Origin of the sequence: Actinoplanes sp. NPDC049599, assembly GCF_044465625.1 — a bacterium.
Taxonomy (GTDB): Bacteria; Actinomycetota; Actinomycetes; order Mycobacteriales; family Micromonosporaceae; genus Actinoplanes.
The window spans coordinates 1-23,795 of the sequence record NZ_JBITLX010000049.1 but is presented as its reverse complement, the minus strand read 5'-3'; the positions used below and the strand labels follow the sequence as shown (position 1 = coordinate 23,795).

Sequence of the window (23,795 nt, the reverse complement as noted above, 5' to 3'; positions counted from 1 at the left end):
AGCTGAGGAGGCGCCGGCCGGGCACGGAAAGGGCCGTGAGCGCGAACGCTCACGGCCCTTCTCGACGAGCGGAGACTCCGGGATTCGAACCCGGGAGGGGCTATAAAACCCCAACCGCATTAGCAGTGCGGCGCCATAGACCGGACTAGGCGAAGTCTCCTCTGGCGGCTCGCAGGCCACCGACGGTTGAGGATACCGGACCGCCCCGGGGCCCGGCAAAGAGGTAACCCCTCGGCCACGCCGATCATCGAAATCCGCAGAAATCGACGGACCGCACCGCCTTCCCACAGGTGAAAGGGGCGCGGCGCGACTAGGCTCCCTCGGCATGGAGGAGAACGAGCCGAAGCAGCGACGCCCGCGGACCTCGAACCCCGCGTTCAGCACGCCTGACCAGCCCACTCCCCCGGCAAAACCGGCGAAGGTCCCGCCGGCGGTGACCTTCCGGCCACCGGCGGAGGAAAAACCCTCTTCCGGTACGGGCGCAGACGCCCCACCCGCAAAGCCGTCCACCCAACCCCGACGGCCCCCCGCGCCGTCAACGCCACACCCGAGCGCCGCCGACCCGGCCGGAAAGGCGCCGCCGCCGAGCCGGTCCCGCGCGCAGGCCGCCGCCAAGCCGCAGCCCGCCAAGGTCGAGGCCGCCGCCAAGCCGCAGCCCGCCAAGGTCGAGGCCGCCGCCGACGTACCGCCGCCGGACGAATCGCCCCGCCCGCCGGCCCAGGCCCAGCCCAAGCCCCCGGCACCCGCCAAGTCGACGCCGGCCGCCAAGGCCACCACCCCGGCAAAGCGCCAGCCCCGCAAGGCCACGCCGCCCACCAAGTCAACGCCGGCGGCAGCGGCAGAGCCCGCGAAGAAGGCCGCGCCCCGGGCCACCCCGGCCAAGGCGGCGCGCCCCGCCAAGAAGGCAGCAGCCACCGTCCGGGCCGCCGCCGCGGAACTGGCGCCGGCCGTGGTCCAGCCCGACCCGGCCACGATCCCCGACGAGCCGCGTGCTCCCGGCGTACCGGATGAGACGGCGACATCCCCGACTGCCGAGCCCTCGGTCACGGCCCCGGGGCAGCCGGAGGATGCCGTCCCCGTTGGCCCGACCCTGCCGCGCGCCGCCACCGCCCTGCCGGACACCCGGTCCGGCAGCCGGGCCGAGCCCTGGGCCGCGCTGATCGCCGATCCCGGCCATTCGCCCGAGCTGCTCGCCGTCGCCGCCACCCAGACCATCGGCCCGCGCGCCAAGGAGTGGGCCGGCCGCACCCGGGCCGCCTATCCCAGCGCCACCCCCGACGCGCTGGCCCGGCTGGCCGCCCAGCAGTTCACCCGGTTCGGCAGCGTCAGCAGCGTGTTCGCCGCGGTTGCCGGCTCCTATGCGCCCCTGGCGCTGCTCGGTGCGGCCGCGTTCACGCACGCCGAGCTGGCTCTGCACATCGCCGCGGCCTACGGTCTGGATCCCACCGACCGGGAGCGGGCTGCCGATCTGCTGGTGCTGACCCGGGTGCATCCGTTGCGGGAGGACGCCGAGGCCGCGCTGGCCGCCGCGGCGACGCAGCAGAGTTACGAGCACACCGGGCTCACCGACGCCACCTGGCGGCTGGGCCGGATGATCGCCGCGCAGGCCGGGGGCTGGGTGGCCGTCCGGGCGGTCAACCACTTCTTCCCGGGCACCAGCCTGCTCGCCGCCACGCTCACCAGCCGGGGTGCGGCCCGGGCGATGGCGGCGCGGGCCACCTTCTTCTACCGCGGTCAGAGCCAGCTGAGCCAGTCCTTGGGCAGCAGCGTGTAGCCCACGAAGGCGACCACGTCGAGCAGGGTGTGCGCCACGATCAGCGGCATCACCCGGCCCTTGCGCAGGAAGAAGAGCGCGAACACCACGCCCATCACGGCGTTGCCGACGAACGCGCCGAAGCCCTGGTAGAGGTGGTACGAGCCGCGGAGGAGCGCGCTGGCCGCCACGAGGTAGCCGATGCGGCAGCCCAGCTCGCGCAGGCGGGTCATCAGGTAGCCGATCACGATCACTTCCTCCAGGACCGCGTTCTGCACCGCCGCGATGATCAGCACCGGGACCGCCCACCAGACCGGTTGCAGGGCGGCCGGCACGATCTGGGCGTTGAGGCCGAGCGTGGCCGCCGCGTACACCAGAAGCAGGCCGGGGATGCCGATGGCCGCGGCCAGCGCGGTGCCCCAGCCGGCGTCGCCGGCCGGGTGGCGGAGGTCGACGCCGAGCGTGCGCGCCGGGTCCGGCAGGTCGCGGCTCAGCAGGTAGATCGCCAGCAGCACCGGGACCAGGGCGAAGAAGATGCCGAGCAACTGGTACGTGAGGTCGAGGTACACCCGCGGCGACCGGGACGGGTTCAGCGTCGCCGTCTGCTGGGACAGCGGCTTGCCCGCCGTGAGCTTCGCCACCAGCGACACCGCCGCATACACGGCCGACTGGCCCAGCGACAGCAGCAGGACGATGGCTATCTCCCAGCGGAGCTGGAAACGGGTGGCCGGCGGGCGATCAAGAGCTGTTGTCACGCGACCACTCTAGGAGCGGCTCAGCCTTTCGAGTGATCGCGTTCATGCACAACCGGACCTATCGGGGCAAGCGACGCGCCGTGTGTCGGCAATTGTGCGGTGTACATCGCACTTCGCGTGCGATGCGTTACCCGCTGTTTTCTTCACGCTGAGGGGCATGGGAGACCTCGCTCGTTTGCTCAAGGAGAGTTGGAGCCTCGTCGAGGAGCATCAGGACAAGGTTGCCGGCTACTTCTACGCGCGGATCTTCCTGTCGCACCCGGATCTGCGGGACCTGTTCCCCGTGCACATGGACGTCCAGCGATCACGGTTGCTCAACGCGATCGTCACCTCGGTGCAGACGCTGGAGGATCCGGAGAAGTTCGACGACTACCTGCGGGGACTCGGTCGCGACCACCGCAAGTTCCATGTGGAACCGGCTCACTACGAGGTCGTCGGAGGCGCTTTGATCGAGGCGATGCGGCAGTTCGCGGGCGAGCAGTGGGGCGTCGAGTACGACCAGGCCTGGGCCGACGCGTACGCGGTGATCGCGGCCAAGATGCTCGCCGGCGCGGAGGCCGACACCAACCCGCCGTACTGGTATGCCGAGGTCATGGCGCACGAGCGCCGCTCGACCGACATCGCGGTCTTCACGGTCATGCCGATGCAGCCGCTGGAGTACCGCGCCGGGCAGTACCTGAGCCTGGAGTGCCCGCGCTTCCAGCCCCGGCTGTGGCGGACCTACTCGCCGGCGAACGCGCCCCGGCGGGACAACAGCCTGGAGTTCCACGTCCGGGCCGTCGGGGCCGGCTGGGTCTCCAGCGCCCTGGTCCGTCGCCTGGAGGTCGGCGACATGATCCGGCTGGCCGCGCCGATGGGCTCGATGAACCTGGACCGCCGCTCGACCCGCGACGCGGTCTTCGTGGCCGGCGGCACCGGCCTGGCCCCGGTCAAGTCACTGCTGGAGGAGCTGACCCGGTACAACCGGACGCGCTGGGTGCACGTGTTCTTCGGCGCCCGCACCCGCGAGGACCTCTACGACCTGGCCGAGCTCAACCGGCTGGCCGCCCGCTACCCGTGGCTCTCCGTGGTGACCGCGTGCAGCGACGACCCGACGTTCCCCGGCGAGCAGGGCAACATCTCCGACGTCGTAGCCCGCTACGGGCCGTGGAACGAGCACGACTTCTTCGTCTCGGGCTCCGGCCGGATGGTCAAGGCCACGCTGAAGACGCTGGCCGAGCTCCAGGTGCCCTCGATGCGGATCAAGTACGACAGCTTCTCCGACTAATAGCTCCACGGCTGACCGGTCCGGCGGTATTCCTCCACCGGCACGAGGTTGGCGCCCGGCACCATCCGGTCCACGTACAACCGGCCGTCGAGGTGGTCTATCTCGTGGCTGACCAGCCGGGCCATGGCCTGCTCGAAGGAGGTGATCACCCGGGTGCCGTCGTACCGGGCGTGCTCCACGTCGACCCGCAGCGGCCGGACCACCAGGCCGCGGTAGTCGAAGAAGGAGAGACAGCCCTCGTACTGCTCGTCGGTCTCGCTCGATTCGTCGACGACCCGCGGGTTCAGCAGGATCACGGGCTCCGCGCCGCGCTCAGGTGGGCGCACCACGGCGGCGGCAACCGCCAGGCCGATCTGCGGCGCGGCCAGCCCTACCCCCTTGCTGAAGTCGTGCAGGGCCTCGAGCCGGTCCAGCGTGGTGCGCAGACCGGAGATCGCGTCGCGGGCGGCCGACTCCTCGCGGGGCAGCTGGAAGTGCCGGGAGCGCTGGCGCAGGAGATCCGCGCCGCGCTGCACGATGCCGATTCCGCGCATCCGCTGGCTCGCTCTCAGCTCGTGGCCGTTGCGCCGTGGCTTGGGGACCCCCTCGTCCGAGCTGGTCGGTGCGGCCTGGCCCCGGAACCGCCACTCCAGGCGGTACCGGGCGTTGAGCAGCGGCGCGTCGGTCGACCATTCGAAGACCGCGCGGCGCGCGTCGTTGTGGCGCTCCAACGGGGTACGCACGGGCACCTCGGCGGCCAGTGACGTCTCGACGCCCCACACCTGCGGCTCGAACTCGACCGGGAAGTCCAGCCGCACGGTGAGGTTGCGGGTGGGCAGGCGGACGGCCCGCTGGAACCACTGGCCCCACTTCTCCTCGCCGACGGTGTAGGCGTACTCGATCGTGGTGCGTTCGCCGGGGTAGAGCGGGAACTGGCCCTGGTCGTTGGCGAACAGCAGCCAGACCTCCTTGGCGGCGTCCCGGTCCAGCTTGAGCCGCCATTGCATCGGCTCGGTGGCGGCGCCCTCGCCGGCGACCGCGCGCAGGTCCATCTCCTCGAAGCTGAGCGGGTGCCGCCGGTGGTGCCGGTTGGAGCCCTGCGGGTCGTGCGGGTAGCGGTCCACCGCGATCTTCACCAGATAGCGGGTGACCGGCTCCATCCCGGCGTTGTAGAGCGCGCGCCGGATCACACACCGATAGGCCCCGTCGGTGTACGTGAGCTCGGCCACCTCCTGCTCCACGATGAGGCCGGTGCCGGGCGGCATCCACTGCGCGGGCACGGGCGGGTCGCGGTGCAGGACGGGGCCGCGGGCGTGCCGCAACTCGTCGTACTCCTGGAACCTCTGCCAGATGGCGCCGCCCGCGGCCAGCACCGCCTCGGCTCGTCGCGCGAAGTCCTCGGTCGGCTTGTGCCGGCGGCCCTCGACATGGCTGACGTACGACGGATCGAAGCCCATGCGCGCCGCGAGCTGCTTCTTCGTCATCCCGCGTTCGACCCGCCACAACGCGAGCGCCGAAACGAAGTGATCGGCAGCCCTCTCGACAGGCGAGGTGGTCATCACGGATGTCCCCTTTGCGACAGGAATTTCAGTGTCCATGTCATCCGGTGTCCGCATGGGGCTAGTAGCGCGTTGCCGACAAATACCTTGACGAAACCGGCAACGTCGCAACGCTCGGTTAGGTCACCCTTGCTGGGGGTATTTATCCGAAGAACACCTGTCTGGGGCCGGGGATGTGGGGGTTGTGGTGGCGTGGTTAGGTTAGCCTTAACAAGGTACGGTGGGCAGTCCTGACCGGCGAGGCATGGCGAGGTGACAGTGGTGATCCAGCGGATGAAGCCGCGCTGCCGCTGCCTGAGCGGCGCCCGGCGATGACCACGGCACTTGATCGCGCGCTGGCCGACCGTTCCGCGCACCCCGCCCAGCCCCTCGCCCCGGTGACCGCGACGCTGCGTGCCATGTTCGGCACGAGCACCGAGCTGCCCGGCCTGGCACCCGACCTGATCGTCCGGGAGCCGGCGGGCTGGCTGCCCGCCTCCGACCTGGCCGGCGCCAGCCTGGACACCCTGCTGGACTCCTCCCGCGAACGCTGGCAGGCCCAGCCGCACGCCGCGGCGGCGCTGGCCTGGAAGGCCTACACCTACTGGCTGGCGCTGCCGGCCGTGCTGGGCTGGGCGTCGGCACGCCGGGTGCCGCTGCTGACCGGCACCGACGTGCTGATGCACTTCCACGACCCGCGGCCACTGGTCACGCTGGGTCTGCACCGGGACATCACGGTGGCGGTGCTGCCGTCCGACCCGCTGGCGCTGAGCGGGCTGACCCAGGTCCGGGTCGTCGAGAACGAGGCCGCGCTGCTGGAGGAGCTGCGCCGGTCACTGCTGGACGAGCACCTGACCCCGCTGCTGGACGCGATCCACGCCAAGGTCCGGCTGGGCAAGCGCACACTGCTCGGCTCGCTGTCCTCCGGGGTGGCCTACGCGGTGCTGCGGTCGGCCGACGTGCTGCCGGGCTCCTCGGCCGAGACGATCGCCACGCTGCTGGGCACGCTCGGCATCGAGGACCTGATCGAGCTGGTGCCGGGGCGCGCGGGCAAGCTGGACGTGCAGCGCAAGACCTGCTGCCTGGCCTTCACGCTGCCCAAGCCCAAGGTCTGCGTGGGCTGCTGCATCAAGTAAGGCCAGCGGCCCCTTTTTCGCACGGTGCGGGACGGGAGCGGTTCGGGAGCACCCGGCCCCAAGATCATCCAACCGGTCCCCGCGCGTCCTACGGTGGTCACCCGCGGTAACGCCATCGTGGCTGTGAGACAAGGACCCCCACTCGTGAACCATCGCCGGAACCTGCGGATCGCCGCTGCGGCCGCCGCCACGCTGACCACCCTGTCGATGTCCGGTGCCGCCATGGCGGCCAAGGGACACAAGCCCAAGCCGGCCGCGCCGGCAGTGCGGGACAGCGACCACGACGGCATGCCCGACAAGTGGGAGAAGGCCAACGGGCTGAACCCGCGCCGCACCGACGGCAAGGCCGACCGGGACCGTGACGGACTGAGCAACCTGCGCGAGTTCAAGGCCGGCACCAGCGCCCGCAAGGCCGACACCGACCGTGACGGTGTGCCCGACGGGTGGGAGGTCAGCAACCGGCTCAACCCGCTGCGTGCCGACGCCGGAGACGATCTCGACGACGACGGGCTGAGCAACGAGCAGGAATACGTGGTCCACGACGACCCGCGCGAGATCGACAGCGACAGCGACGGCACCGATGACGGCGCGGAGGACCCCGACAGCGACGGACTGAGCAACGTGCAGGACTTCGAGCTCGGCTATCACCCGTTGCAGGCCGACAGCAACGAGGACGGGGTTGCCGACGGCGACGACGACCTCGACGACGACGGGCTGAGCAACGTCGACGAGTACAACCGCGGGAACGACCCGGAGAATGCCGACAGCGACGACGACGGCGTGCCCGACGGCGACGAGGACAGCGACGACAGCGACGACAGCGACGACAGCGACGACGATGAGCAAAGCGACGAGGATGAGCAAAGCGACGACGAGGACGGCAGCGAGGACAACGCCGGCACCGTGACCGGCTTCGACGCCGCTACCGCAGCGCTCACCGTGAGCATCGGCTCCGGGATGACCGTCACCGTCACCGTCACCGACAGCACCGAGATCAGCTGGTACCGGCGCTCGGCGGCCTGCCCGGTCCCCGCCACGATCGACGATCTCACCATCGGGCGTGCGGTGCACGAGCTCGAAGCCGAGGACGGCGACGACAGCGAGCTCGGCACGCCGCCGACCGCCGAGGAGATCAAGCTCGTCTGCGCCTGACCGCCGGGCTGCCTACTGGCTGGCCTTCTCGTTGTCGACCAGGTTGCGGACGTTCCAGATCCAGGCGCCGCCGGTCCAGGTCGGCTGGAAGCCCAGCAGATCCGTCATCGCCCGCAGCATCTCGATGTCGCGGACCTGCGGGGTCAGCACCACCACGCCGGCCTTCCAGTAGCGCAGGTCGGCCAGCGTCATCTCGCGGCGGGTCTCGGTGATCTCCGGGATCGGGTTGCCCTGCTTGATCGAGGTCATCAGGCCGCTGGTCGGGCGCCACGGCGGTGCGAACAGCGCCGAGCGGTCCGTCGGGTCCAGCGGGTTCTGGTTCGGCAGCAGGGCGTACGCGGAAGCGATCCGCATGTCCTGGCCCGTGTACGCGCTCCAGCGCATCGGGTCCGGATACGAGCTGTCCGGCAGCGGCAGGGCGACCAGCGTGTGCTCGTCGTCCACGTACTGCTTCCAGGCGCCCGAGGTGACGAACTCCGGCACCGGGTCCATCGGGGTGGTGCGCAGCGGGGTGGGCGTGAGCGGGACCAGCGCCATCGCGACCGCGGTGATCATCGCGACCCGGACCGGGCCGCGGGCGGCCGGCTGGGCCTTCATCAGGTCCGAGGCGCGCTGGCAGCCGAGCGCCAGCACGATGGCCACGATCGGGGCGATCGCCAGGGCCCAGCGGGTCGGCACCGCCGAGTTGAGGATCGGCACGCTGTGCAGCAGCGACCAGAGGCCGGGGACGCCGGTGTCGACGCCGTTGAGCCGGATGCGCGGGCCGAGCGACATCGCGCCGAAGAACAGCGCGACGCCGGCCAGCGCGACGATCGCCACGCTGCGGCGCATCCAGGCCACCAGGCCGAAGAAGAGGATGACCAGACCCCAGCCGAAGAACGCGTTCTCCTCGGCGGCGTTCTGGGCGAGGCGGCCCGCGGTGATGCTGTTGCCGGCCACCGAGCGCTGCGCGTACGCCGTGAAGGAGCCCAGGTCGGCGCCGAAGTAGCGGACGAACTCGGGCAGCCCGTGGTAGCTCTGCGGCCCGAAGAACTGCACGCACAGCGGATAGGCCAGCACCGCCAGCGTCACCGAGCCGGCGATGCCGAGCCCGCGCAGGAAGTGCTTGATCTCGCCGGGCTCGCTCCGGCGCCGGGAGATCGCCATGACCACGCAGAAGATGCCGAGGCCCACCGCGGTCATGAAGAGGATCTCAAGGTTGATGAACGCCTGCCAGACCAGCAGGCCGGCCAGCAGCAGCCCGTTGCGGACCGCCCGGCCCGGCCGGCGCAGCGCGAGCGTGCGCCAGATGATCAGCGGCACCAGGAACTGCGAGACGATGTTGGGGTGCCCGCCGGCGTGCGAGATCATGCTCGGCGCGAACGTGGCGAACAGGGCACCTACCCAGGCGGCCAGCCGCGAGGTGACGAATTGCCGGGAGAGCACTAAATACCACGAAATGCCGGTGATTGCCAACGCCAGCGTGAGAAAAGCGTTGAACGCCACATGCGGCCCGAACAGCACAGTGATGGGCGTCATCGGCAGCGAAACGGCCAGCACCGAGGTGTTGGCCATCATGTTCACCCCATCGGGGTAATTCATGCGATCCGAGAAGAACGGATAAACGCCATCCGTGAGCACGCGCGCACCGTGCGCCAACATCCACTCAAAGAATGCCTGATCCTGGGGATCATCGCGCAACTCATGATCAAGGTTCAGCCACAACGGGGCGGTGATGAACAGCGCTACCGCAATGAAGGTGACTATTGCGAGAACATCTCGCCAGGTGAGAGAGCGCCACCACCGCGGCTGCGGCGCCGGCTCGCGCTCCGCCACCGGCGGGGCGTCAACAGCAGGTATGACCGAGATCGGCGCGGCGGCGACCTCGCTCTCCAGCGCCCGCAGCTCCGCGTCCAGGTCGTCGGCGTCGGCGGCGGGGTCGGGCGGCAGAACGTGCCCGCCGGCCGACTGGCCTGTCGAGTCAATACCTGTAATCGTCATAGCATCGGCGAGCCTAACCGAGGTTGGTAACAGTGTTGTGACGGGCGGCGCAGGCGTGATCGAGCCGATATCTAAGCGCGTATTACCCGTGGTTGGCCCACCCGAGGCATGATGGGTAAGAGCCGTGGGTACCCACGGGTCAATGTCTCAATCAGGCAAAAAATGAGCGGGCACCCCCCGCTCAACTTTCGGTTGCGCGCAGCGGATGGTTAACTCTCCCGGTCCCGCTGTCAGCTCGGATCGGCAAGACGAGGGAACCTTACTTATGGCAGACATCACTGGAGACCAGCGGATCCAGTCCGAAGTGCTCGAGGGCCTCGCCACGGCGGTGAACCACCGCCGGTGGTTCGTCGAGCTCGCTCTCCCGTACCTGGGTGACAACCCGATCGAGATCGGCAGCGGCCTGGGCGACTACGCGCTGGAGTGGGCGGAGCACCTGCCCCGCTTCACCGCGACCGAGGCAGACCCCGACCGGCTGGTGCAGCTCAAGGAGCGCCTGGCCGACCACGACAACATCGACGTGCGGCAGATGCTGCTGCCCTCGGCCGACGCGAACGGCGAGTACAGCGCCGCGGTCTCCTACAACGTGCTCGAGCACATCGAGGACCACGTGGGCGCCCTGCGCAGCATGGCCGAGCTGGTCCGCCCTGGTGGCCGGATCATCCTGATCGTGCCGGCCTTCATGTTCGCGATGAGCCAGGTCGACATCGCGACCGGGCACATCCGCCGCTACACCAAGAAGACGATGCGCGCCGCCATGACCGAGGCCGGCCTCACCATCGAGAAGCTGCACTACGCGAACGCCCTCGGCCTGATCGGCTACTACGGCGCGACCAGCATCTTCAAGCTGGCCCCGAAGGAAGGCCCGATGGTCAAGGTCTACGACAGCGTCGTGCTGCCGGTCACCAAGGCCGCCGAGAGCATCGTGAAGCCCCCGTTCGGCCAGTCGGTCTTCGTCGTCGCGAAGGTTCCCGGCTGATCCTGCCCGTGTGATGAGCCCGCCGGATCGACGATCCGGCGGGCTTCGTCGTGTCCGGGCTCAGCCCTTGACCTGGTACGTGGCCCGCAGCGTGGCCCGGGCCAGGGTGTGGAACGCCAGGTTGAAGCCGACGTAGGCGGGCGTGGCACCCTCGCTCACCTCGAGCCGGTCGACGTCCAAGGCGTGCACCGCGAAGACGTAGCGGTGCGGGCGGTCACCGGGCGGCGGGGCAGCTCCGCCGTAGCCGGTGTCGCCGTAGTCGTTGCGGACGGTGAACGCCCCGTCCGGCAGGGGGTCGGCGCCACGGTCGAGCTCGGTGACCGAGGCCGGCAGGTTGACCGCCACCCAGTGCCAGAAACCGCTGCCGGTGGGTGCGTCCGGGTCGAAGCAGGTCACGACGAAACCCCGCGTCTCCGCCGGGAAGCCCGACCAGGACAGCTGCGGCGAGAGATTCTTGCCGCCGACGCTGGTGTGCGCGTACAGCTCGTCGAGCGGTCGGCCATCGGTCACGTCCGCGCTGGTCAGCGTGAAGGCCGGGACCGGCGGCAGGATGTCGTACGGATCCGGCGCTACGGCTCGCTCCAGGCTCATGCTGGTAGTCCTTCCACGTCATCCGGCACCCAGATGGCACCGGAGGGAAACTTCCCTGGTTCGCCGACGGTAACCGGGTGACGTGTCGCACACCTTTCGCTCGGGTAACCGGGCCAGATGGCGAAATTCCAAGGAAACGCACAGGTGGTGCGCGCCTCAGGGGTTGACCGGGGCGATAGTTGTGTCAGACATCCGACCGGGTGCGTAGGGCAGAGATCCCCGTGCTCGGTGGCGATCGGCCGCCACGGCGTCCAGCAAGTCGGCACCCGTCCGCCAGGACGGGTGCCGACTGCTGTGCCCGGCTTTTTCGTCCAACAGCCCGGTTCCCCCTGCCCATCACCGGGTGTGGTGAGAGCATCACCTGGTGAGAGCCCTGTTGCCGTCCGACGAGATGGGCCGCCTGGCTGCCCTGCACGAGGCCCGGGTGCTCGACACCCTCCCGGAGGGTGACTTCGACGACATCGCGCTGCTCGCCGCACAGATCTGCGAGACCCCGATCAGCATGGTCTGCCTGGTCGACGCCGACCGGCAGTGGTTCAAGGCCAAGATCGGTCTGGAGTTCGACGAGACCTCTCGGGACGATTCGTTCTGCGCCCACGCCATCCACGGCCACGACCTGATGGAGGTGCCGGACGCGACGGCCGACGAGCGCTTCGCCGACAACCCGCTGGTGCTCGGCGACACCAAGTTCCGGTTCTACGCGGGGGCGCCGGTTGTCCTGGACGGCACGCACGCCGTCGGCACCCTCTGCGTCGTCGACAATCACCCGCGCCGGCTGACCGCCTCGCAACGCCGCGCCCTGCGCTGCCTGGCCCGGCACGCCGCGGTGCAGCTGGAGCTGCGCCGCTACGCCCGGCAGGCCGGGGACATCGCCGACCGGATGCGCCAGCTCGACCGGATGAAGGACTCGTTCCTGACCGGGGTGAGCCACGAGCTGCGGACGCCGCTGGCCTCGATCCGCGGCTACCTGGAGATCCTCCAGACGGACGGCTTCGACCCGGAGACCTCACAGCGTTTCCTGGCGGTCATGCAGCGCAACTCCGACCGGCTGCTGCGGCTCATCGACGACCTGCTCACCGTGGCCCGGCTCAACGACGACGGGGTGGCGCTGGACCTCGTCGAGCTGGACCTGGCCGAGCTGGCGCACCAGGTGATCACCGCGTGCCGGCCGCTGGCCGAGCACCGGGACGTGGCGTTGCACGTCCTGATGGACCACCCGGTGCCCACTCGCGGCGATGCCCGGCGGCTCGGGCAGGCGCTGAACCACCTGATCGTCAACGCGATCAAGTTCACCGCGCCGGGCGGCGAGATCATCGTCCGGGGCACCGCCGGCGACGAGCCGGAACTGGTCATCGTCGACACCGGGGTGGGCATCGCCGCGGCCGAGCTGCCGCACGTCTTCGACCGCTTCTTCCGCAGCACGACCGCCGACCGGATGGCGGCGCCCGGTCCCGGGCTCGGCCTGTCGATCGTCAACCTGATCATCGAGGCCCACCACGGCAGCATCCACCTGGACAGCGAGCCCGGGGTGGGCACCACGGTCCGGCTGACCCTGCTGCGGCCGTAGCCAGGGCCAGACCCTAGCGGCCGGCCACGCAGTAGTCGTCGCGGCTGGTGCGGGTGGTGTTCAGGGCGGTGAAGGTGGCCGTGTTCGCGTCCGCGCCGGACCGCAGGTCCAGGGTGAGCCGCTGATAGCCGATCACGTCCGACGGGGGCAGCCGGTCGAACGGCCGGGCCGAGGTGATGCCGTCGGCCAGCGGGCGCCACGCGGTGCGGGTCAGCGGCGTCTGGTCGTACAGCCAGGTGCGCTGGGACAGCTGCTTGCCGGACAGCCGCAGCTGGACGCACTGCCGCTTGGTGCCCTGGACGGCGAGGAAGTCCACGTACCAGTCGGTGCCGACCTGGTACTCCTCGCTGATCCCCTCGGCGTACCGGATCTCCCGGTCCAGCCGTTGCAGGGCCAACCCGAGCTGGGACTGGGCGGCGGACTTGGCGTCGACGGCGTTCGCCGTGCGATACATCGTCAGGATCCCGGCGGTGGCCAGAGCCATCACCACGACCATCACGCTCGTCGAGACCAGCACGTCGATCATGGTGAAGCCCGCGTCGGACTTCTTCCTCATGTCCCACCCATCGGCATCCGCGGGCGGGATCGCAGCGTTCAGCCGCCGAACATGGCCAGACAGGGCGCGAGCCCCTCGATCCGCACCGGCACCGTACGGGCCGCGGCCCAGCCGTCCCGGTCCAGCCGCAGCCGGCGGCCGACCACCGCCTCGCCGCGGACCACGTGCCGGGCGACCCCGTCGTCGAGGTAGCCGAGCTTGCGCGAGACCCCGCACGAGGCGGCGTTGTCCGCGAACGCCTCCGAGGTGGCCCACTGCGCGCCCAGCCCGGTGAAGGCCAGGTCCAGCACGGCCGCCCGCATCTCGGTGCCGAAGCCCTGGCCGTGGTGCGCGCGCCCCAGCCACGAGCCGGTGCCCACCTCACGCAGCGTGGCGAAGTTCCGGGCGTCCAGCGCCTGGGTGCCGATCACCTGCCCGTCGCGGACCGTGACGAAGTGCAGCGACCAGCTCTCCGGCGCCCACTGACCCCACATCCGCCACTGGAACTGCAAGGTGCCCCGGGCCACCTCGGTCGGCGTGCCGTCGGTCCACGGCACCGCGAACGGTTGGGTCGCCGGATCGTGCACCCCCGCGGCCGCGACATCGGCGAGCTGAGCGAGATCGGCCAGGTCCGGAACGCGCAGTTCGAGCCGCGGCGTGGTCAGCCGCAGCCCGAACAGCGGCCAGTGCTCAGTGATCATGCGAGGGATTCTCGCGCCCCACCGCCGGCCCGCGCCATCCGTTTAGAATCGCTCGATGTGCAACCCCCGGTAGAGCCGCCGATAGACGACACCGACACGCGGGTTCCCGGCGTCGATCATCATTCCGCCGCCCATGTAGATCCCCACGTGCCCGGGTCCGACGACCAGATCTCCGGGCCGCGCCGCGGCGCGCGAAACGATGCGCGCCTGCGCCGCCTGACCGCCCGAGGAATGCGGCAGCCGCAGCCCGGCCAGCGCGTAGGCGCGCTTGGTGAATCCGGAGCAGTCGAACGCATTCGGGCCCTCCGCGCCGCGCCGGTAGGTCTTGCCGACCTGCGAGCGGGCGAACGCGATCACCGGCGACATCCGCATCGCCGCACGGGCCCGGGTCGCCGCGCCCCGCTTGGGGGCACCCCGGTGCCTGGTCGCCGGCCGCACCGCGACGCGCGGCGTGGCGGCAATCGCCCGGCGCGCCAGGACGGCCCGGCGAGCCGCGACGCGACGCTGGGCGGCAGCCCGCGCCTCAGCCGCCCGGCGAGCCTGTGCTGCCCGCCGTACGGTCTGGATCTTTTTGGCCTCCCTCTGCAATGACCGCTGCGCTGCCTGCAGCGCGACCGCCGCCGGTCGTGCGGCGGATCGGCGCACCGCCGAGCGCGAGGCCCGCAGCGCGGACCGCACCTCCAGCACCGGCTGTCGCTCCACCAGAGCGGGCGCGACAACCGGCACGGCGTTCGGCATGCTTTCGATCGGGGGTTCGACGGAATCGAGAGCCGGCGTGCTCACGGCGAGCGCGAGTGCGCCGGCGGCCAGGACACGGCCGGTGGACGGACGAGACAGCGAAGCCTCCGAGTTCGGCCCGGGGCTCTCACGCGAATCCCAATTCAGCACGACGGATGGTGCCGCCACGCCGGTGGCCATCCGTAAACGGATGACAATGGGAACCCAGGCGATATTGGTAATTCCGTCGACCATGCCAACACACAATCGCGGCGCCGTTATGAAGAATCGGAAAATAATGCTCCCGAGGTGTCGATCCGAGCGCGAACTGTTCGTGTAGCCAGTGCCGTTCACCACAGGAGGAAGCCATGCAGACGTACTTGATCAGCATCTATCAGCCTGCCGGTCCGCCGCCGCCGGCGGAAGTACTCGAACCGGTGATGTGTGATCTTGCTGACCTCCAGCGGGATTTGATCGACGCCGGCGCGTTCGTGTTCAGCGCCCCGCTCTGCCCGCCGAGCACGGCCACGGTGGTCCGGGTCAGCGACGGCGACGTGCTGCTCACCGACGGGCCGTTCGTGGAGAGCAAGGAGTTCCTCGGCGGCTTCACCGTGATCACCGTCGCCGACCTGGACGCCGCCCTGGCGTGGGCCGAACGGATGGCGGCGATCACCACCCTGCCGGTGGAGGTGCGGCCATTCCAGGCCTGACCGAGGTCTTCCGCGCCGAGTACGGGCGCGCGGTCGCCGTCCTGACCCGGGTCCTCGGCGACCTGGACCTCGCCGAGGACGCGGTGCAGGAGGCGTTCACCGTGGCCAGTGCGAAGTGGCCGGCCGAGGGCGTCCCGCCGAGCCCGGCCGGCTGGATCATCACCACGGCCCGCAACCGGGCCATCGACCGGCTGCGGCGCGAGTCCGTCCGGGCCGGCAAGGAGGCGGAGGCGGCGCTGCTCGCCCCGACGTCCGCGGCTCAGGAGGAGACCGACATGCTCCGGCTGATCTTCACGTGCTGTCACCCCGCGCTGGGCCGGAGCGCCCAGGTGGCCCTCACCCTGCGGTTGCTCGGCGGGCTGAGCACGCCCGAGATCGCGCGGGCGTTCCTGGTGCCGGAGCCGACCATGGCCCAGCGCATCGTCCGGGCCAAGGGCAAGATCCGGGACGCGGGCATCCCGTACCGGGTGCCCGGCGACGCCGAGCTGCCGGACCGGCTGCGGCCGGTGCTGGCCGTGCTCTACCTGATCTTCAACGAGGGGTACGCGGCCAGCACCGGCACCACCCTCACCCGCGACGACCTGTGCGCCGAGGCGGTCCGGCTGACCCGGATGCTGGCCCGCCTGATGCCCGCCGAACCCGAGGTCCAGGGCCTGCTGGCGATGCAGCTGCTCATCCTGGCCCGGCGGCCGGCCCGCACCACGGTGGACGGAGCGATGATCCGGCTCGCCGACCAGGACCGGTCCCGCTGGGACCAGGCGCTGGTCGCCGAGGGGCAGGAGATCGTGCGGGCCTGCGTACGTTGTGGACGGCCGGGGCCCTACCAGCTGCAGGCGGCGATCAACGCGGTGCACAGCGCCGCGCCGAGCGTGACCGCGACCGACTGGCCGGCCATCGTCAAGCTCTACGACCAGCTGCTGACCCTCGCGCCGACCCCGGTCGTGGCCCTGAACCGCGCGGTGGCGGTCGCCGAGGTCGCCGGCGCCGCGGCGGCCCTGCCCCTGGTCGACGCGCTCGACCTGGACCGGTACCACCTGTTCCACGCGATCCGGGCGGACCTGCTCAAGCGCCTCGGCCGCGGCGAGGAGGCCGCGGCGGCCTACGCCAGGGCGGCGGAGCTGACCGGCAACGCCGCCGAGCGCGCGTTCCTCCAGCAGGCCCGGGAGCTCACCAGCCCAGCGTCCCCGGACCGCCCTTGAACGGCCCGGCGATGTCCGCGGTGATCCAGCCGCCGTAGAAGTCACCCTCCTGCGGGCGGACCACCTCGCCGTCGACGCGGCACTCGTCCACCCGGCTCGGATAGAACGCGACGGCGCCGGCCAGCTCCGCGTAGGCGGGCGACGGCCGGGCGTAGGACCAGGCGGCGTCGGCCACCCGGGTCCCGCCGGCCACCAGGTCCCAGTAACCGGCGGTGCCCTTGAACTCGCAGAACGAGCGGCTGTGGGCGGGCTCCAGCGTGCCGGGCGCGATGTCGTCCCAGGGCACGTAGTAGACCGGCGGGTGGGAGGTCTCCAGCACCCGCCAGCAGCGGTCGCTGTCGACCAGCGTCACCCCCGCGTGCACCACGGTGATGCGGGCGGTGCTGCGTTCGAGCCGCGGCGGGCGCGGGTAGTCCCAGACGGATTCCACCTCGTCACGGTACGTCGCTCACCTCGAGCACCCGGGTCGTCGGCGCCGCGTCCCCGAGGCCGGCACGCAACGCCAGCCGTTCCGGATCGGTGAGCACGGCCTCGTACCCGGCCCGGGACTCGAAGGTCAGCACCTGCACCTCGGTGCCGCCGTCGCCGGTGCGCAGGCGTCGTTCGACCTTGCCGCCGTACCGGCCGAGCAGGGCGAGCACGGCGTCCTCGTACCGGGCGCCGGCCTCGACGTGCCCGGCGGCCATCTCGACCAGCGCCACGACCCGGATAGGCTCGTCCGTCACACCGTGCCTCCGCCGGCCATCTCGACATGCGCCACGGCCCGGATGGGTCCGTCGTCCGTCACGCCGGGCCTCCGGCGGCTGCGAAGACGGCTGCGAACTCGTCGCGGTTCGGGCCCAGGACGGCGAAGACCACATGCTCCATCGGATAGCTGACGAGGGCCGCGGCGAACGCCTCGGCCACCGTCGTGGGGTCGTTGCCGAAGACCCCGCAGCCCCACGCGCCGAGCACAAGCCGGCGCCGACCGTGCGCGGCGGCCACCGCGAGCACCCGCGCCGCGCGGCGCCGCAGCACCGCGGGGACCTCGGCGGCCAGCTCGGGCTGGTTGCTCCGGATCGCCGCGAGATTGGGCGCGGCCGCGGTCAGGAACGTGACCGGGTACGGCTCCGTGAGCAGCGCGGCCCGGTCGTCCCGGAAGACGGGTACGCGCGGCGAGTAGATGACCCGATCGGAGTACGTGAGCTCGGCGTGCGCCCGGTGGTACGCGTAGAACTCGCCGGCCGCACGCAGGCACGGGTACAGCGCCGAGCTGCGGGCGACGCTCTCCTCCTGGGCCTGGGCGCCGTTGAGGAAACCGCCGCCCGCGTTCCGGGCCGAGGCGAAGATCAGCGCCGCGACGTCACCACCCAGCCGCCGCGCCGCCGCCAGGGTCGACTCGCCGGTGACCTCAACGCGTCCGGGCGGACCGGCAACCCCCGCGGGCAGCTCGTCCGTCGGCAGGTGGAGCCGGGTGCCGGCGACCGCGTCGCGCACGTTGATACGCACTTCGGCGCCGTGCGGATCGTGGTACCAGCCGCGCTCGGCGATCTCCACGGCTTCCCGGGCGATGGCCCGCAGTCGATTACTCATGATCGGTCCATGATGACCGCCCGGCCCGGTCGCCGTCACCCGGGATTCCCGGTCCACTGTGTGCCCCGCGCGGCGTCAGGCCGTGACGTAAGGGCGGGCCCGATGGGCGTCACGCAGCGTGAGGCCCCACCAGGTGAGCCGGTCCAGCAGGACACGGGCGGCGGCACCGGACACCGCCGGATCGAGCGGTCGGCCGTCCGGGCCGAAGCAGGCGCGGCTGCCGTGGAAGCTGACGGTGTCGCGCACGGTGACGGCGTGCAGCTCGGCGAAGACCGGGCGCAGGTGCTCGACCGCGCGCAGGCCACCTGACAACCCGCCGTACGAGACGAAGCCGACGGGCTTGGCGAGCCACTCGCGGAAGTGGTTGTCGATCACGGCCTTGAGCGGCGCCGGGTAGCTGTGGTTGTACTCGGGCGTGACGACCACAAAGACGTCAGCCGCCGCGAGCTTCTTGGTGACCGTGCTCGGCTCGGCCAGATCGACGACCTCCACATCCAGGTCGGTACGGCCCCCCGCCTCCCCGGCGAACCAGGCGGCGACAGTCGGCCCGAAGCGCCCTTCCCGGGTGCTGGCGACGATGACGGCCACGTGGAGCGGATGTGCGGACAAGGTGTCCTCCTCGGTCGGTGCGGTGACAGCTCCGACGCTAGAACCCCAACTAATGTTGAGGTCAAGCGATCGAGAGGCGGCGGCGATGGAACTGAGCGTCGGGGAGCTCGCCTCCCGGAGCGGGGTCGCGGTGTCGGCGCTGCACTTCTTCGAGCGCCAGGGCCTGATCACCAGCCGGCGGACGGCCGGGAACCAGCGCCGCTACCGCCGCGACACGCTGCGCCGGGTGGCGTTCGTGCGGATCGCCCAGCGGGTGGGCATCCCGCTCAAGGAGGTGGCGGCGATCCTGGCGCTGCTGCCGGACAACCGCACCCCGACCCGGCAGGACTGGGCGCGGGTGGCGCAGTGCTGGCAGGAGGAGCTTGACCGGCGGATGCGCCACCTGGAGCAGCTGCGCAACGACTTCACCGGGTGCGTGGGATGCGGATGCATGTCGATCGACCGGTGCCCGCTGATCAACCCGGAGGACAAGCTCGGCCGGCAGGGCCCGGGGCCACGGCGCCTGCTCTGACCCGGCGGGCCGGCGCTTTTGATCTCGGCGCGCCGGTGACCGCGCGGCTCGGGAGGCGTTAGAGCTGACAAAGTGGGACAAATCCCCCGAGCTCCGAAAGGCCGTCACCTTATGCGCCGTCGTCCCGTCCTGCTGCTCACCGCCGTGGCCGTCGCCACCGCGGCCCTACCGCTGTCGACGGCCTCCGCCGTGGTCGACCCCGTCGCCCCGCAGGCCGGGCCGGCGGCGGTGCGGATGAGGTTTGATGCCGGGCCCGAGCCGGTTGCCAAGGGTGCGACCATCACGCTCGCCGGCCGGGTGTGGCGGGCCGCACGGGGCAACAAGGCCAGAGTGGACTTCTACTTCCGGGCCGGTGGCACCCCGGCGGGCGCGTTCACCTACCAGGGCTTCGCGATGACGAGCGATGCCGGCAACTTCAGCCGGAGTTACCCCGCGCTGACCACCGGCACCTGGAAAGCGGTCTTCGCCGGCTCGGCCGGCCGTCGCAACGCCGCCCGGCTCGACGCGGTGCAGGTGTTCCAGCGCCGGTCGCGGGAGATCGCCGGCTGGGCGGCGCAGAGCAACTCCTGGCGGAGCCCGACGATCCGGATCCCCACAAAGGACTACAAGGCGCTGGTGTCCTGGACCTGCGCGGGAACCGGCTCCCCGTTCATCCGCCTGACCTGGACCGGCGAGGGCGGCGGCGCCGAATACGTGCACGGCGCGAAGCCCGCCGGCACCCTGACCCTGAACGGCCACGCGGGCGCTCGCAAGGGCTTCTTCAAGGTCAGCAGCGCCGCGGACTGCGCCTGGAAAGTCCGCGTCTTCGCCGGCATCACCGCCTTCCAGGTCTGACCCCCGCCGGCCCGGACGCTCGTCAGGGGAGCAGCAGGATCTTGCCGAGGTGGTCGCTGCTCTCCATCAGCCGGTGGGCCGCCGGCGCCTCCGCCATCGGGATCGTGCGGTCGATGATCGGCCGGATCGCGCCCGCGTCGACCAGCGGCCAGACCCGCTCGCGCACGCCCTTGACGATCCGGGCCTTGTCGGCGACCGGGCGGGCCCGCAGCGTCGTCGCGGACACCGAGCCGCGCTTGGCCATCAACGCGCCCAGGTCGAACTCGCCGCGGCGGCCGCCCTGCAGGCCGATCACCGCGATCCGGCCGTCGGGCGCCAGCGCGGCCACGTTTCGGTCGAGGTATTTCGCGCCGATGATGTCGAGGATGACGTCGACGCCGCGGCCGTCGGTGAAACTCCGGGTCTCGGCGACGAAGTCGGCGGCGGTGTAGTCGATCGTCAGGTCGGCGCCGAGCGCGCGCAGCTGGGCGTGCTTGGCCTCGCGGGCGGTGACCACCACCGTCGCGCCCAGGGCCTTGCCGAGCTGGATGGCGAAGGTGCCGATGCCGCCGCCCCCGCCGTGCACCAGCAGCGTCTCGCCCTTACGGAGCCGGGCGATGTCCACCACGTTTGACCAGACGGTGCAGGCGACCTCGGGCAGGGCTGCCGCCTCCTGCACGGACATCTGCTGCGGGATCGGCAGGAGCTGGCCGGCCGGCACCGCCACCTGCTCGGCATAGCCACCGCCGGCCAGCAGGGCGCACACCCGCTCGCCGACGTGGTGGCCGGTCACGCCCTCACCCAACGCGGTGATCACGCCGGAGCACTCGAGGCCGGGATAGGGCGGCGCGCCCGGCGGGGATGGGTAGTGGCCCTGGCGCTGCATCACGTCGGCCCGGTTGACCGCGGCGGCCGTCACCTGGACGACGACCTCGCCGGGGCCCGCGGCCGGGTCCGGCACTTCGGCCCAGACGAGAGCTTCCGGGCCGCCGGGCTGGTCGATCGTGATCGCGTGCATGACTGTCAGCTTGCCCGACCCGTACGACAAAAAACGAGAAAGGCCCGCGGGTGGCACCCGGCGCCACCCGCGGGTCTTCCGTCCGGCCGGTCAGGCCGGTAGGGTCCACCGCTGGTTGGCCGCCCCGGTGCAGCTCCAGAGCTGAAGCTTGGCCCCGTCGGCGGTGTTGTTGTCCTTGACGTCGAGGCACTTACCGGACGCCGTGTTGACCAGCGCGCCGTTGCTCGCGGTCCACTTCTGGCTGGCCACGGTGCCGATGCAGTCCCACAGGTGCACAACGGCGCCGTCGGCCGTCGAGTTGTTGGACACGTCCAGGCACTTGCCCAGGCCGCGGACGGTGTTGTCGGAGCCGACCGTCCAGGACTGGTTCGGGCCGCCGGTGCACGTCCACAGCTGCGGCAGGTTGCCGTTGGCCGTGGAGCCATCGGTCACGTCCAGGCACTTGCCACCGAGACCCGTGATGGCGCCTGTGCGCGTTGTGGGCGGCGTACCCCCGCTCTGGTTCCCGCTCCAGGTGAAGGTCGCCGAGGTCCTGGTCGGCAGGTTGTAGAGGAAGGACTGGGCGCCCCAGTTGACCTTGACGGTCTGCGCGCTGCCGCTGGTGTTGTAGGCGATCAGCGCCTTCGACCCGTCCGGGTTCTTCCAGGCCACGTTCTTGACGGTGGCGTTGGCGGTCGAGTCGATCCGCACCGCGCCCGGCCTCACGAACTTGGTCAGGTGCCCCATCGTGTAGTACTCGATGGTGTAGTCGACCTGCCCGCTGCGCCCGTCACCGTTGTGCACGGTGACCAGGCCGGTACAGGTGCCGCAGCCGCCGTTGTGCGGACCCATGTTCTGGTCGACCGCGAGGCTCCACTTGGTCCACGACCGGGCCCAGTTGCGGGTGTAGTCGACCAGGTTGTTCATGTCCTCGGCGTGCTGGTTGCCGACCCAGGTGCCACCGGAGTGCTCGGTGAAGTACTGGTTCATGGACGGGTACTGGCTGCGTACCGTGGAAGCTTTGCTCGGATCGCCGCCGTAACCGTGCCAACCCACCCCGCCGAAGTTCGGGTGGTTGCGGATGGCCGCGTCGTTGACCAGCGGCGCGGCCCAGGTGTCGTAGTCGCTGTAGTTCCAGTCGTGCACCAGCAGCTTGGTGCTCAGCCCGGCCGCCTGCAGCGCCGGCAGCAGATCGTTCTTGGCGAACGACTGCAGACCGGAAACGCTCCACTGCATGGACGGGTAACCGGCACAGCAGCCGGGCTCGTTCTGCTCGGTGACGTAATGAATCGGTACGCCCTGAGCCTGATACCCCTGGATGTACTTCACGAAGTACTGGGCGTACGCCTTGTAGTACTCGGCTTTGAGGTACCCCTGGTTGTAGCTGTTGTTGTCCTTCATCCAATAAGGAGCGGACCAGGGCGAGGCCATCACCAGCAGGTTCGGGTTGAGGCCCCGGGCCTGCTTGGTCAGCGCCAGCACGTCGACATCACGGGCCAGCGAGAAGTCGTTGATGTCGCAGCAGGTCTCGTCGTAGGAATAGCTGGACCGGGCCAGATCCGACGAGCCCAGGACGTTGCGGGTGGCACTGACGCCGATGCCGGCGCTCGGGCTGAACAGCTTGGTCATGACGTCGTTGCGAGTGGCGGCGGAAAGCGCGCCACTGCCGTTGATGAGCCAGGCGGCGGTGTCGGTGAACGAGGCGCCGGCACCCTCGAACTGCTGGTACGTGGTGTTCTCGTTGACGGTGATCGTCTGATTGGCAGGGCCGGTGCTGCCGGCGAGATTGACCGGTGTCTGCTGCTGCAGGCCGCGGGTGACCGTGCGGCCGCCGCCGTCGCTGGTGGTGGTGAGGTAGACGTTGACCTGCTCGTTGGCGGCGAACGCGCTGGGGGCGAACACGATGCCGGCACCGGCCGCGAGCACAACGGCGGCGGCGAGCGCGGTCTTTCTTCCGGATCTTCTTCTGGGGATGGACATGACGGGGACTCCCTTGACCGGAGGTGGGGGCCTGGCCGGGATAGGTAAGGCTCCGAACAATAAGCACGGCACTCGATGGTGTGTCAACCATGGATGCGCAGGTCAGAGGCTATGTTTCAGCAGCTGGGGGCGCTGTTACATAGGTTAATTTAAGTTTTTGGAGGGCACGTCGCGGACCGTTCCGGCTTGGCGTGGGGGGATCTGGCAGACTGGGTGCCGCCGTACGGGAGGGCTCGCCTAGTGGCCGATGGCGCCGGTCTTGAAAACCGGTGAGGCGTTCCGCGTCTCCGTGGGTTCGAATCCCACGCCCTCCGCTCAGCACACTGCAGAAATCCCCGTTGACCAGCAATAACGCCGGTCGACGGGAGTACTCCACACCCAGCTCAGAGCCTCACTCGATCTCACTGCGGACGACTCGATATTGCTCGCCACGACCATAGTGCGACCACGAACTCCTCCGCCCTCGATCAAGCGTCGGCGGCGTTCTCCGTAGCCTTCGCGTCAGCTACGAGCTGCTCACGCTCTTCGCTTGAATCTCGACGAGTCCCAGCGGGCCGTCCTAGCGCTGGGCTATGGCGGGCGCGACTTCTCCACCCAGGATGTGATTGACCGCTTAGGTTTGGTGGACATCGACCTTGTTCGCGAAGTTCTTACGCCACTGAGCTGATCTCAGCAACGCGAATGTGTTGATTGGTGCGACACGGGCGAAGGCGTCAAGATCGGGCGATGCTGGAAGAGGACGCGGAGTCCTCGG

Annotated in this window: 24 protein-coding genes and 2 tRNA genes; 12 read left to right on the top strand and 14 right to left on the bottom strand. The window is 70.5% G+C overall.

The genetic code is table 11. From position 1 onward, the window contains the following. Positions 1 to 69 precede the first annotated feature (69 nt). A tRNA-Ser gene (locus ACIBQZ_RS42055) sits at positions 70 to 160 on the bottom strand. 165 nt (positions 161 to 325) lie between these two features. Here ACIBQZ_RS42055 and ACIBQZ_RS42050 point away from each other — a divergent pair. Beyond that, positions 326 to 1,774 carry a hypothetical protein gene (locus ACIBQZ_RS42050; protein WP_396094561.1) on the top strand — a complete coding sequence of 483 codons (1,449 nt, stop codon included), beginning with the start codon at positions 326 to 328 and terminating at the stop codon, positions 1,772 to 1,774. Here ACIBQZ_RS42050 and ACIBQZ_RS42045 read toward each other — a convergent pair. Continuing rightward, the gene (locus tag ACIBQZ_RS42045; protein WP_396094560.1) at positions 1,735 to 2,508 is read right to left on the bottom strand and encodes a CPBP family intramembrane glutamic endopeptidase; all 774 of its coding nucleotides are present in this window, start codon (positions 2,506 to 2,508) and stop codon (positions 1,735 to 1,737) included. The genes ACIBQZ_RS42050 and ACIBQZ_RS42045 overlap by 40 nt on opposite strands. 157 nt (positions 2,509 to 2,665) lie before the next feature. On the opposite strand from ACIBQZ_RS42045, the gene ACIBQZ_RS42040 reads away from it, so the two are divergent. Further along, the gene (locus ACIBQZ_RS42040) at positions 2,666 to 3,775 is read left to right on the top strand and encodes a globin domain-containing protein (protein ID WP_396094559.1); all 1,110 of its coding nucleotides are present in this window, start codon (positions 2,666 to 2,668) and stop codon (positions 3,773 to 3,775) included. On the opposite strand, the gene ACIBQZ_RS42035 is transcribed toward ACIBQZ_RS42040, so the two are convergent. Next, the gene (locus ACIBQZ_RS42035; RefSeq protein ID WP_396094558.1) at positions 3,772 to 5,313 is read right to left on the bottom strand and encodes a peptide deformylase; all 1,542 of its coding nucleotides are present in this window, start codon (positions 5,311 to 5,313) and stop codon (positions 3,772 to 3,774) included. The two genes, ACIBQZ_RS42040 and ACIBQZ_RS42035, sit on opposite strands and share 4 nt — an antisense overlap. 311 nt (positions 5,314 to 5,624) lie before the next feature. On the opposite strand from ACIBQZ_RS42035, the gene ACIBQZ_RS42030 reads away from it, so the two are divergent. Both ACIBQZ_RS42030 and ACIBQZ_RS42025 read left to right on the top strand, forming a co-directional pair. Further along, positions 5,625 to 6,428, top strand: a complete 804-nt coding sequence (locus ACIBQZ_RS42030) for a hypothetical protein (RefSeq protein ID WP_396094557.1) — start codon at positions 5,625 to 5,627, stop codon at positions 6,426 to 6,428. A 144-nt stretch (positions 6,429 to 6,572) separates the two neighbouring features. Continuing rightward, the gene (locus ACIBQZ_RS42025) at positions 6,573 to 7,580 is read left to right on the top strand and encodes a Midasin (RefSeq protein WP_396094556.1); all 1,008 of its coding nucleotides are present in this window, start codon (positions 6,573 to 6,575) and stop codon (positions 7,578 to 7,580) included. A gap of 12 nt (positions 7,581 to 7,592) precedes the next feature. On the opposite strand, the gene ACIBQZ_RS42020 is transcribed toward ACIBQZ_RS42025, so the two are convergent. Beyond that, positions 7,593 to 9,560, bottom strand: a complete 1,968-nt coding sequence (locus ACIBQZ_RS42020) for a hypothetical protein (RefSeq protein ID WP_396094555.1) — start codon at positions 9,558 to 9,560, stop codon at positions 7,593 to 7,595. 265 nt (positions 9,561 to 9,825) lie between these two features. Between ACIBQZ_RS42020 and ACIBQZ_RS42015 the strand changes: the two genes are divergently transcribed. Next, complete coding sequence (locus tag ACIBQZ_RS42015) at positions 9,826 to 10,539, top strand: class I SAM-dependent methyltransferase (protein WP_396094554.1); 714 nt, start codon at positions 9,826 to 9,828, stop codon at positions 10,537 to 10,539. Between the two features lie 60 nt (positions 10,540 to 10,599). On the opposite strand, the gene ACIBQZ_RS42010 is transcribed toward ACIBQZ_RS42015, so the two are convergent. Then, positions 10,600 to 11,130, bottom strand: coding sequence for a YbhB/YbcL family Raf kinase inhibitor-like protein (locus ACIBQZ_RS42010; protein ID WP_396094553.1), 531 nt, complete (start codon positions 11,128 to 11,130; stop codon positions 10,600 to 10,602). 364 nt (positions 11,131 to 11,494) lie between these two features. Here ACIBQZ_RS42010 and ACIBQZ_RS42005 point away from each other — a divergent pair, with 364 nt between their 5' ends. After that, the gene (locus ACIBQZ_RS42005) at positions 11,495 to 12,697 is read left to right on the top strand and encodes an ATP-binding protein (protein ID WP_396094552.1); all 1,203 of its coding nucleotides are present in this window, start codon (positions 11,495 to 11,497) and stop codon (positions 12,695 to 12,697) included. 13 nt (positions 12,698 to 12,710) lie between these two features. On the opposite strand, the gene ACIBQZ_RS42000 is transcribed toward ACIBQZ_RS42005, so the two are convergent. From ACIBQZ_RS42000 to ACIBQZ_RS41990, 3 genes are read right to left on the bottom strand one after another with little or no spacing between them, the layout of a single operon-like run. Further along, positions 12,711 to 13,253 carry a hypothetical protein gene (locus ACIBQZ_RS42000; protein ID WP_396094551.1) on the bottom strand — a complete coding sequence of 181 codons (543 nt, stop codon included), beginning with the start codon at positions 13,251 to 13,253 and terminating at the stop codon, positions 12,711 to 12,713. A gap of 38 nt (positions 13,254 to 13,291) precedes the next feature. Beyond that, positions 13,292 to 13,933, bottom strand: a complete 642-nt coding sequence (locus tag ACIBQZ_RS41995; RefSeq protein ID WP_396094550.1) for a GNAT family N-acetyltransferase — start codon at positions 13,931 to 13,933, stop codon at positions 13,292 to 13,294. Between the two features lie 42 nt (positions 13,934 to 13,975). Further along, a complete protein-coding gene (locus ACIBQZ_RS41990; protein WP_396094549.1) occupies positions 13,976 to 14,905 on the bottom strand; it encodes a C40 family peptidase in 930 nt (309 codons plus the stop codon). Between the two features lie 113 nt (positions 14,906 to 15,018). Here ACIBQZ_RS41990 and ACIBQZ_RS41985 point away from each other — a divergent pair, with 113 nt between their 5' ends. Together ACIBQZ_RS41985 and ACIBQZ_RS41980 are read left to right on the top strand one after the other, a co-directional pair. After that, the gene (locus tag ACIBQZ_RS41985) at positions 15,019 to 15,360 is read left to right on the top strand and encodes a YciI family protein (protein WP_396094548.1); all 342 of its coding nucleotides are present in this window, start codon (positions 15,019 to 15,021) and stop codon (positions 15,358 to 15,360) included. Then, positions 15,348 to 16,559 carry an RNA polymerase sigma factor gene (locus ACIBQZ_RS41980; RefSeq protein WP_396094572.1) on the top strand — a complete coding sequence of 404 codons (1,212 nt, stop codon included), beginning with the start codon at positions 15,348 to 15,350 and terminating at the stop codon, positions 16,557 to 16,559. The genes ACIBQZ_RS41985 and ACIBQZ_RS41980 overlap by 13 nt, the downstream gene beginning before the upstream one ends. On the opposite strand, the gene ACIBQZ_RS41975 is transcribed toward ACIBQZ_RS41980, so the two are convergent. The 4 genes from ACIBQZ_RS41975 to ACIBQZ_RS41960 all read right to left on the bottom strand — a co-directional run bounded on the left by ACIBQZ_RS41975 (position 16,528) and on the right by ACIBQZ_RS41960 (position 18,740). Continuing rightward, positions 16,528 to 16,989, bottom strand: a complete 462-nt coding sequence (locus tag ACIBQZ_RS41975) for a DUF427 domain-containing protein (protein WP_396094547.1) — start codon at positions 16,987 to 16,989, stop codon at positions 16,528 to 16,530. The two genes, ACIBQZ_RS41980 and ACIBQZ_RS41975, sit on opposite strands and share 32 nt — an antisense overlap. Before the next feature lie 4 nt (positions 16,990 to 16,993). After that, positions 16,994 to 17,284, bottom strand: coding sequence for a hypothetical protein (locus tag ACIBQZ_RS41970; protein WP_396094546.1), 291 nt, complete (start codon positions 17,282 to 17,284; stop codon positions 16,994 to 16,996). A 58-nt stretch (positions 17,285 to 17,342) separates the two neighbouring features. Next, a complete protein-coding gene (locus ACIBQZ_RS41965; RefSeq protein ID WP_396094545.1) occupies positions 17,343 to 18,131 on the bottom strand; it encodes a TIGR02452 family protein in 789 nt (262 codons plus the stop codon). A 75-nt stretch (positions 18,132 to 18,206) separates the two neighbouring features. Continuing rightward, the gene (locus ACIBQZ_RS41960; RefSeq protein ID WP_396094544.1) at positions 18,207 to 18,740 is read right to left on the bottom strand and encodes an NADPH-dependent FMN reductase; all 534 of its coding nucleotides are present in this window, start codon (positions 18,738 to 18,740) and stop codon (positions 18,207 to 18,209) included. An 85-nt stretch (positions 18,741 to 18,825) separates the two neighbouring features. On the opposite strand from ACIBQZ_RS41960, the gene soxR reads away from it, so the two are divergent. Continuing rightward, positions 18,826 to 19,251 (top strand): redox-sensitive transcriptional activator SoxR, encoded by a 426-nt coding sequence (gene soxR, locus ACIBQZ_RS41955; RefSeq protein WP_396094543.1) that lies wholly within the window; start codon positions 18,826 to 18,828, stop codon positions 19,249 to 19,251. A gap of 111 nt (positions 19,252 to 19,362) precedes the next feature. Next, positions 19,363 to 20,085 (top strand): hypothetical protein, encoded by a 723-nt coding sequence (locus ACIBQZ_RS41950; protein WP_396094542.1) that lies wholly within the window; start codon positions 19,363 to 19,365, stop codon positions 20,083 to 20,085. Between the two features lie 22 nt (positions 20,086 to 20,107). On the opposite strand, the gene ACIBQZ_RS41945 is transcribed toward ACIBQZ_RS41950, so the two are convergent. Further along, a complete protein-coding gene (locus tag ACIBQZ_RS41945; RefSeq protein WP_396094541.1) occupies positions 20,108 to 21,082 on the bottom strand; it encodes an NAD(P)H-quinone oxidoreductase in 975 nt (324 codons plus the stop codon). Between the two features lie 90 nt (positions 21,083 to 21,172). Next, positions 21,173 to 23,041 (bottom strand): ricin-type beta-trefoil lectin domain protein, encoded by a 1,869-nt coding sequence (locus ACIBQZ_RS41940; RefSeq protein ID WP_396094540.1) that lies wholly within the window; start codon positions 23,039 to 23,041, stop codon positions 21,173 to 21,175. Positions 23,042 to 23,267: 226 nt separating this feature from the next. Here ACIBQZ_RS41940 and ACIBQZ_RS41935 point away from each other — a divergent pair. Both ACIBQZ_RS41935 and ACIBQZ_RS41930 read left to right on the top strand, forming a co-directional pair. Next, positions 23,268 to 23,355: transfer RNA gene (locus ACIBQZ_RS41935), tRNA-Ser, on the top strand. A gap of 215 nt (positions 23,356 to 23,570) precedes the next feature. Beyond that, positions 23,571 to 23,708, top strand: a complete 138-nt coding sequence (locus tag ACIBQZ_RS41930) for a hypothetical protein (protein WP_396094539.1) — start codon at positions 23,571 to 23,573, stop codon at positions 23,706 to 23,708. The last annotated feature ends 87 nt before the right edge of the window (positions 23,709 to 23,795 follow it).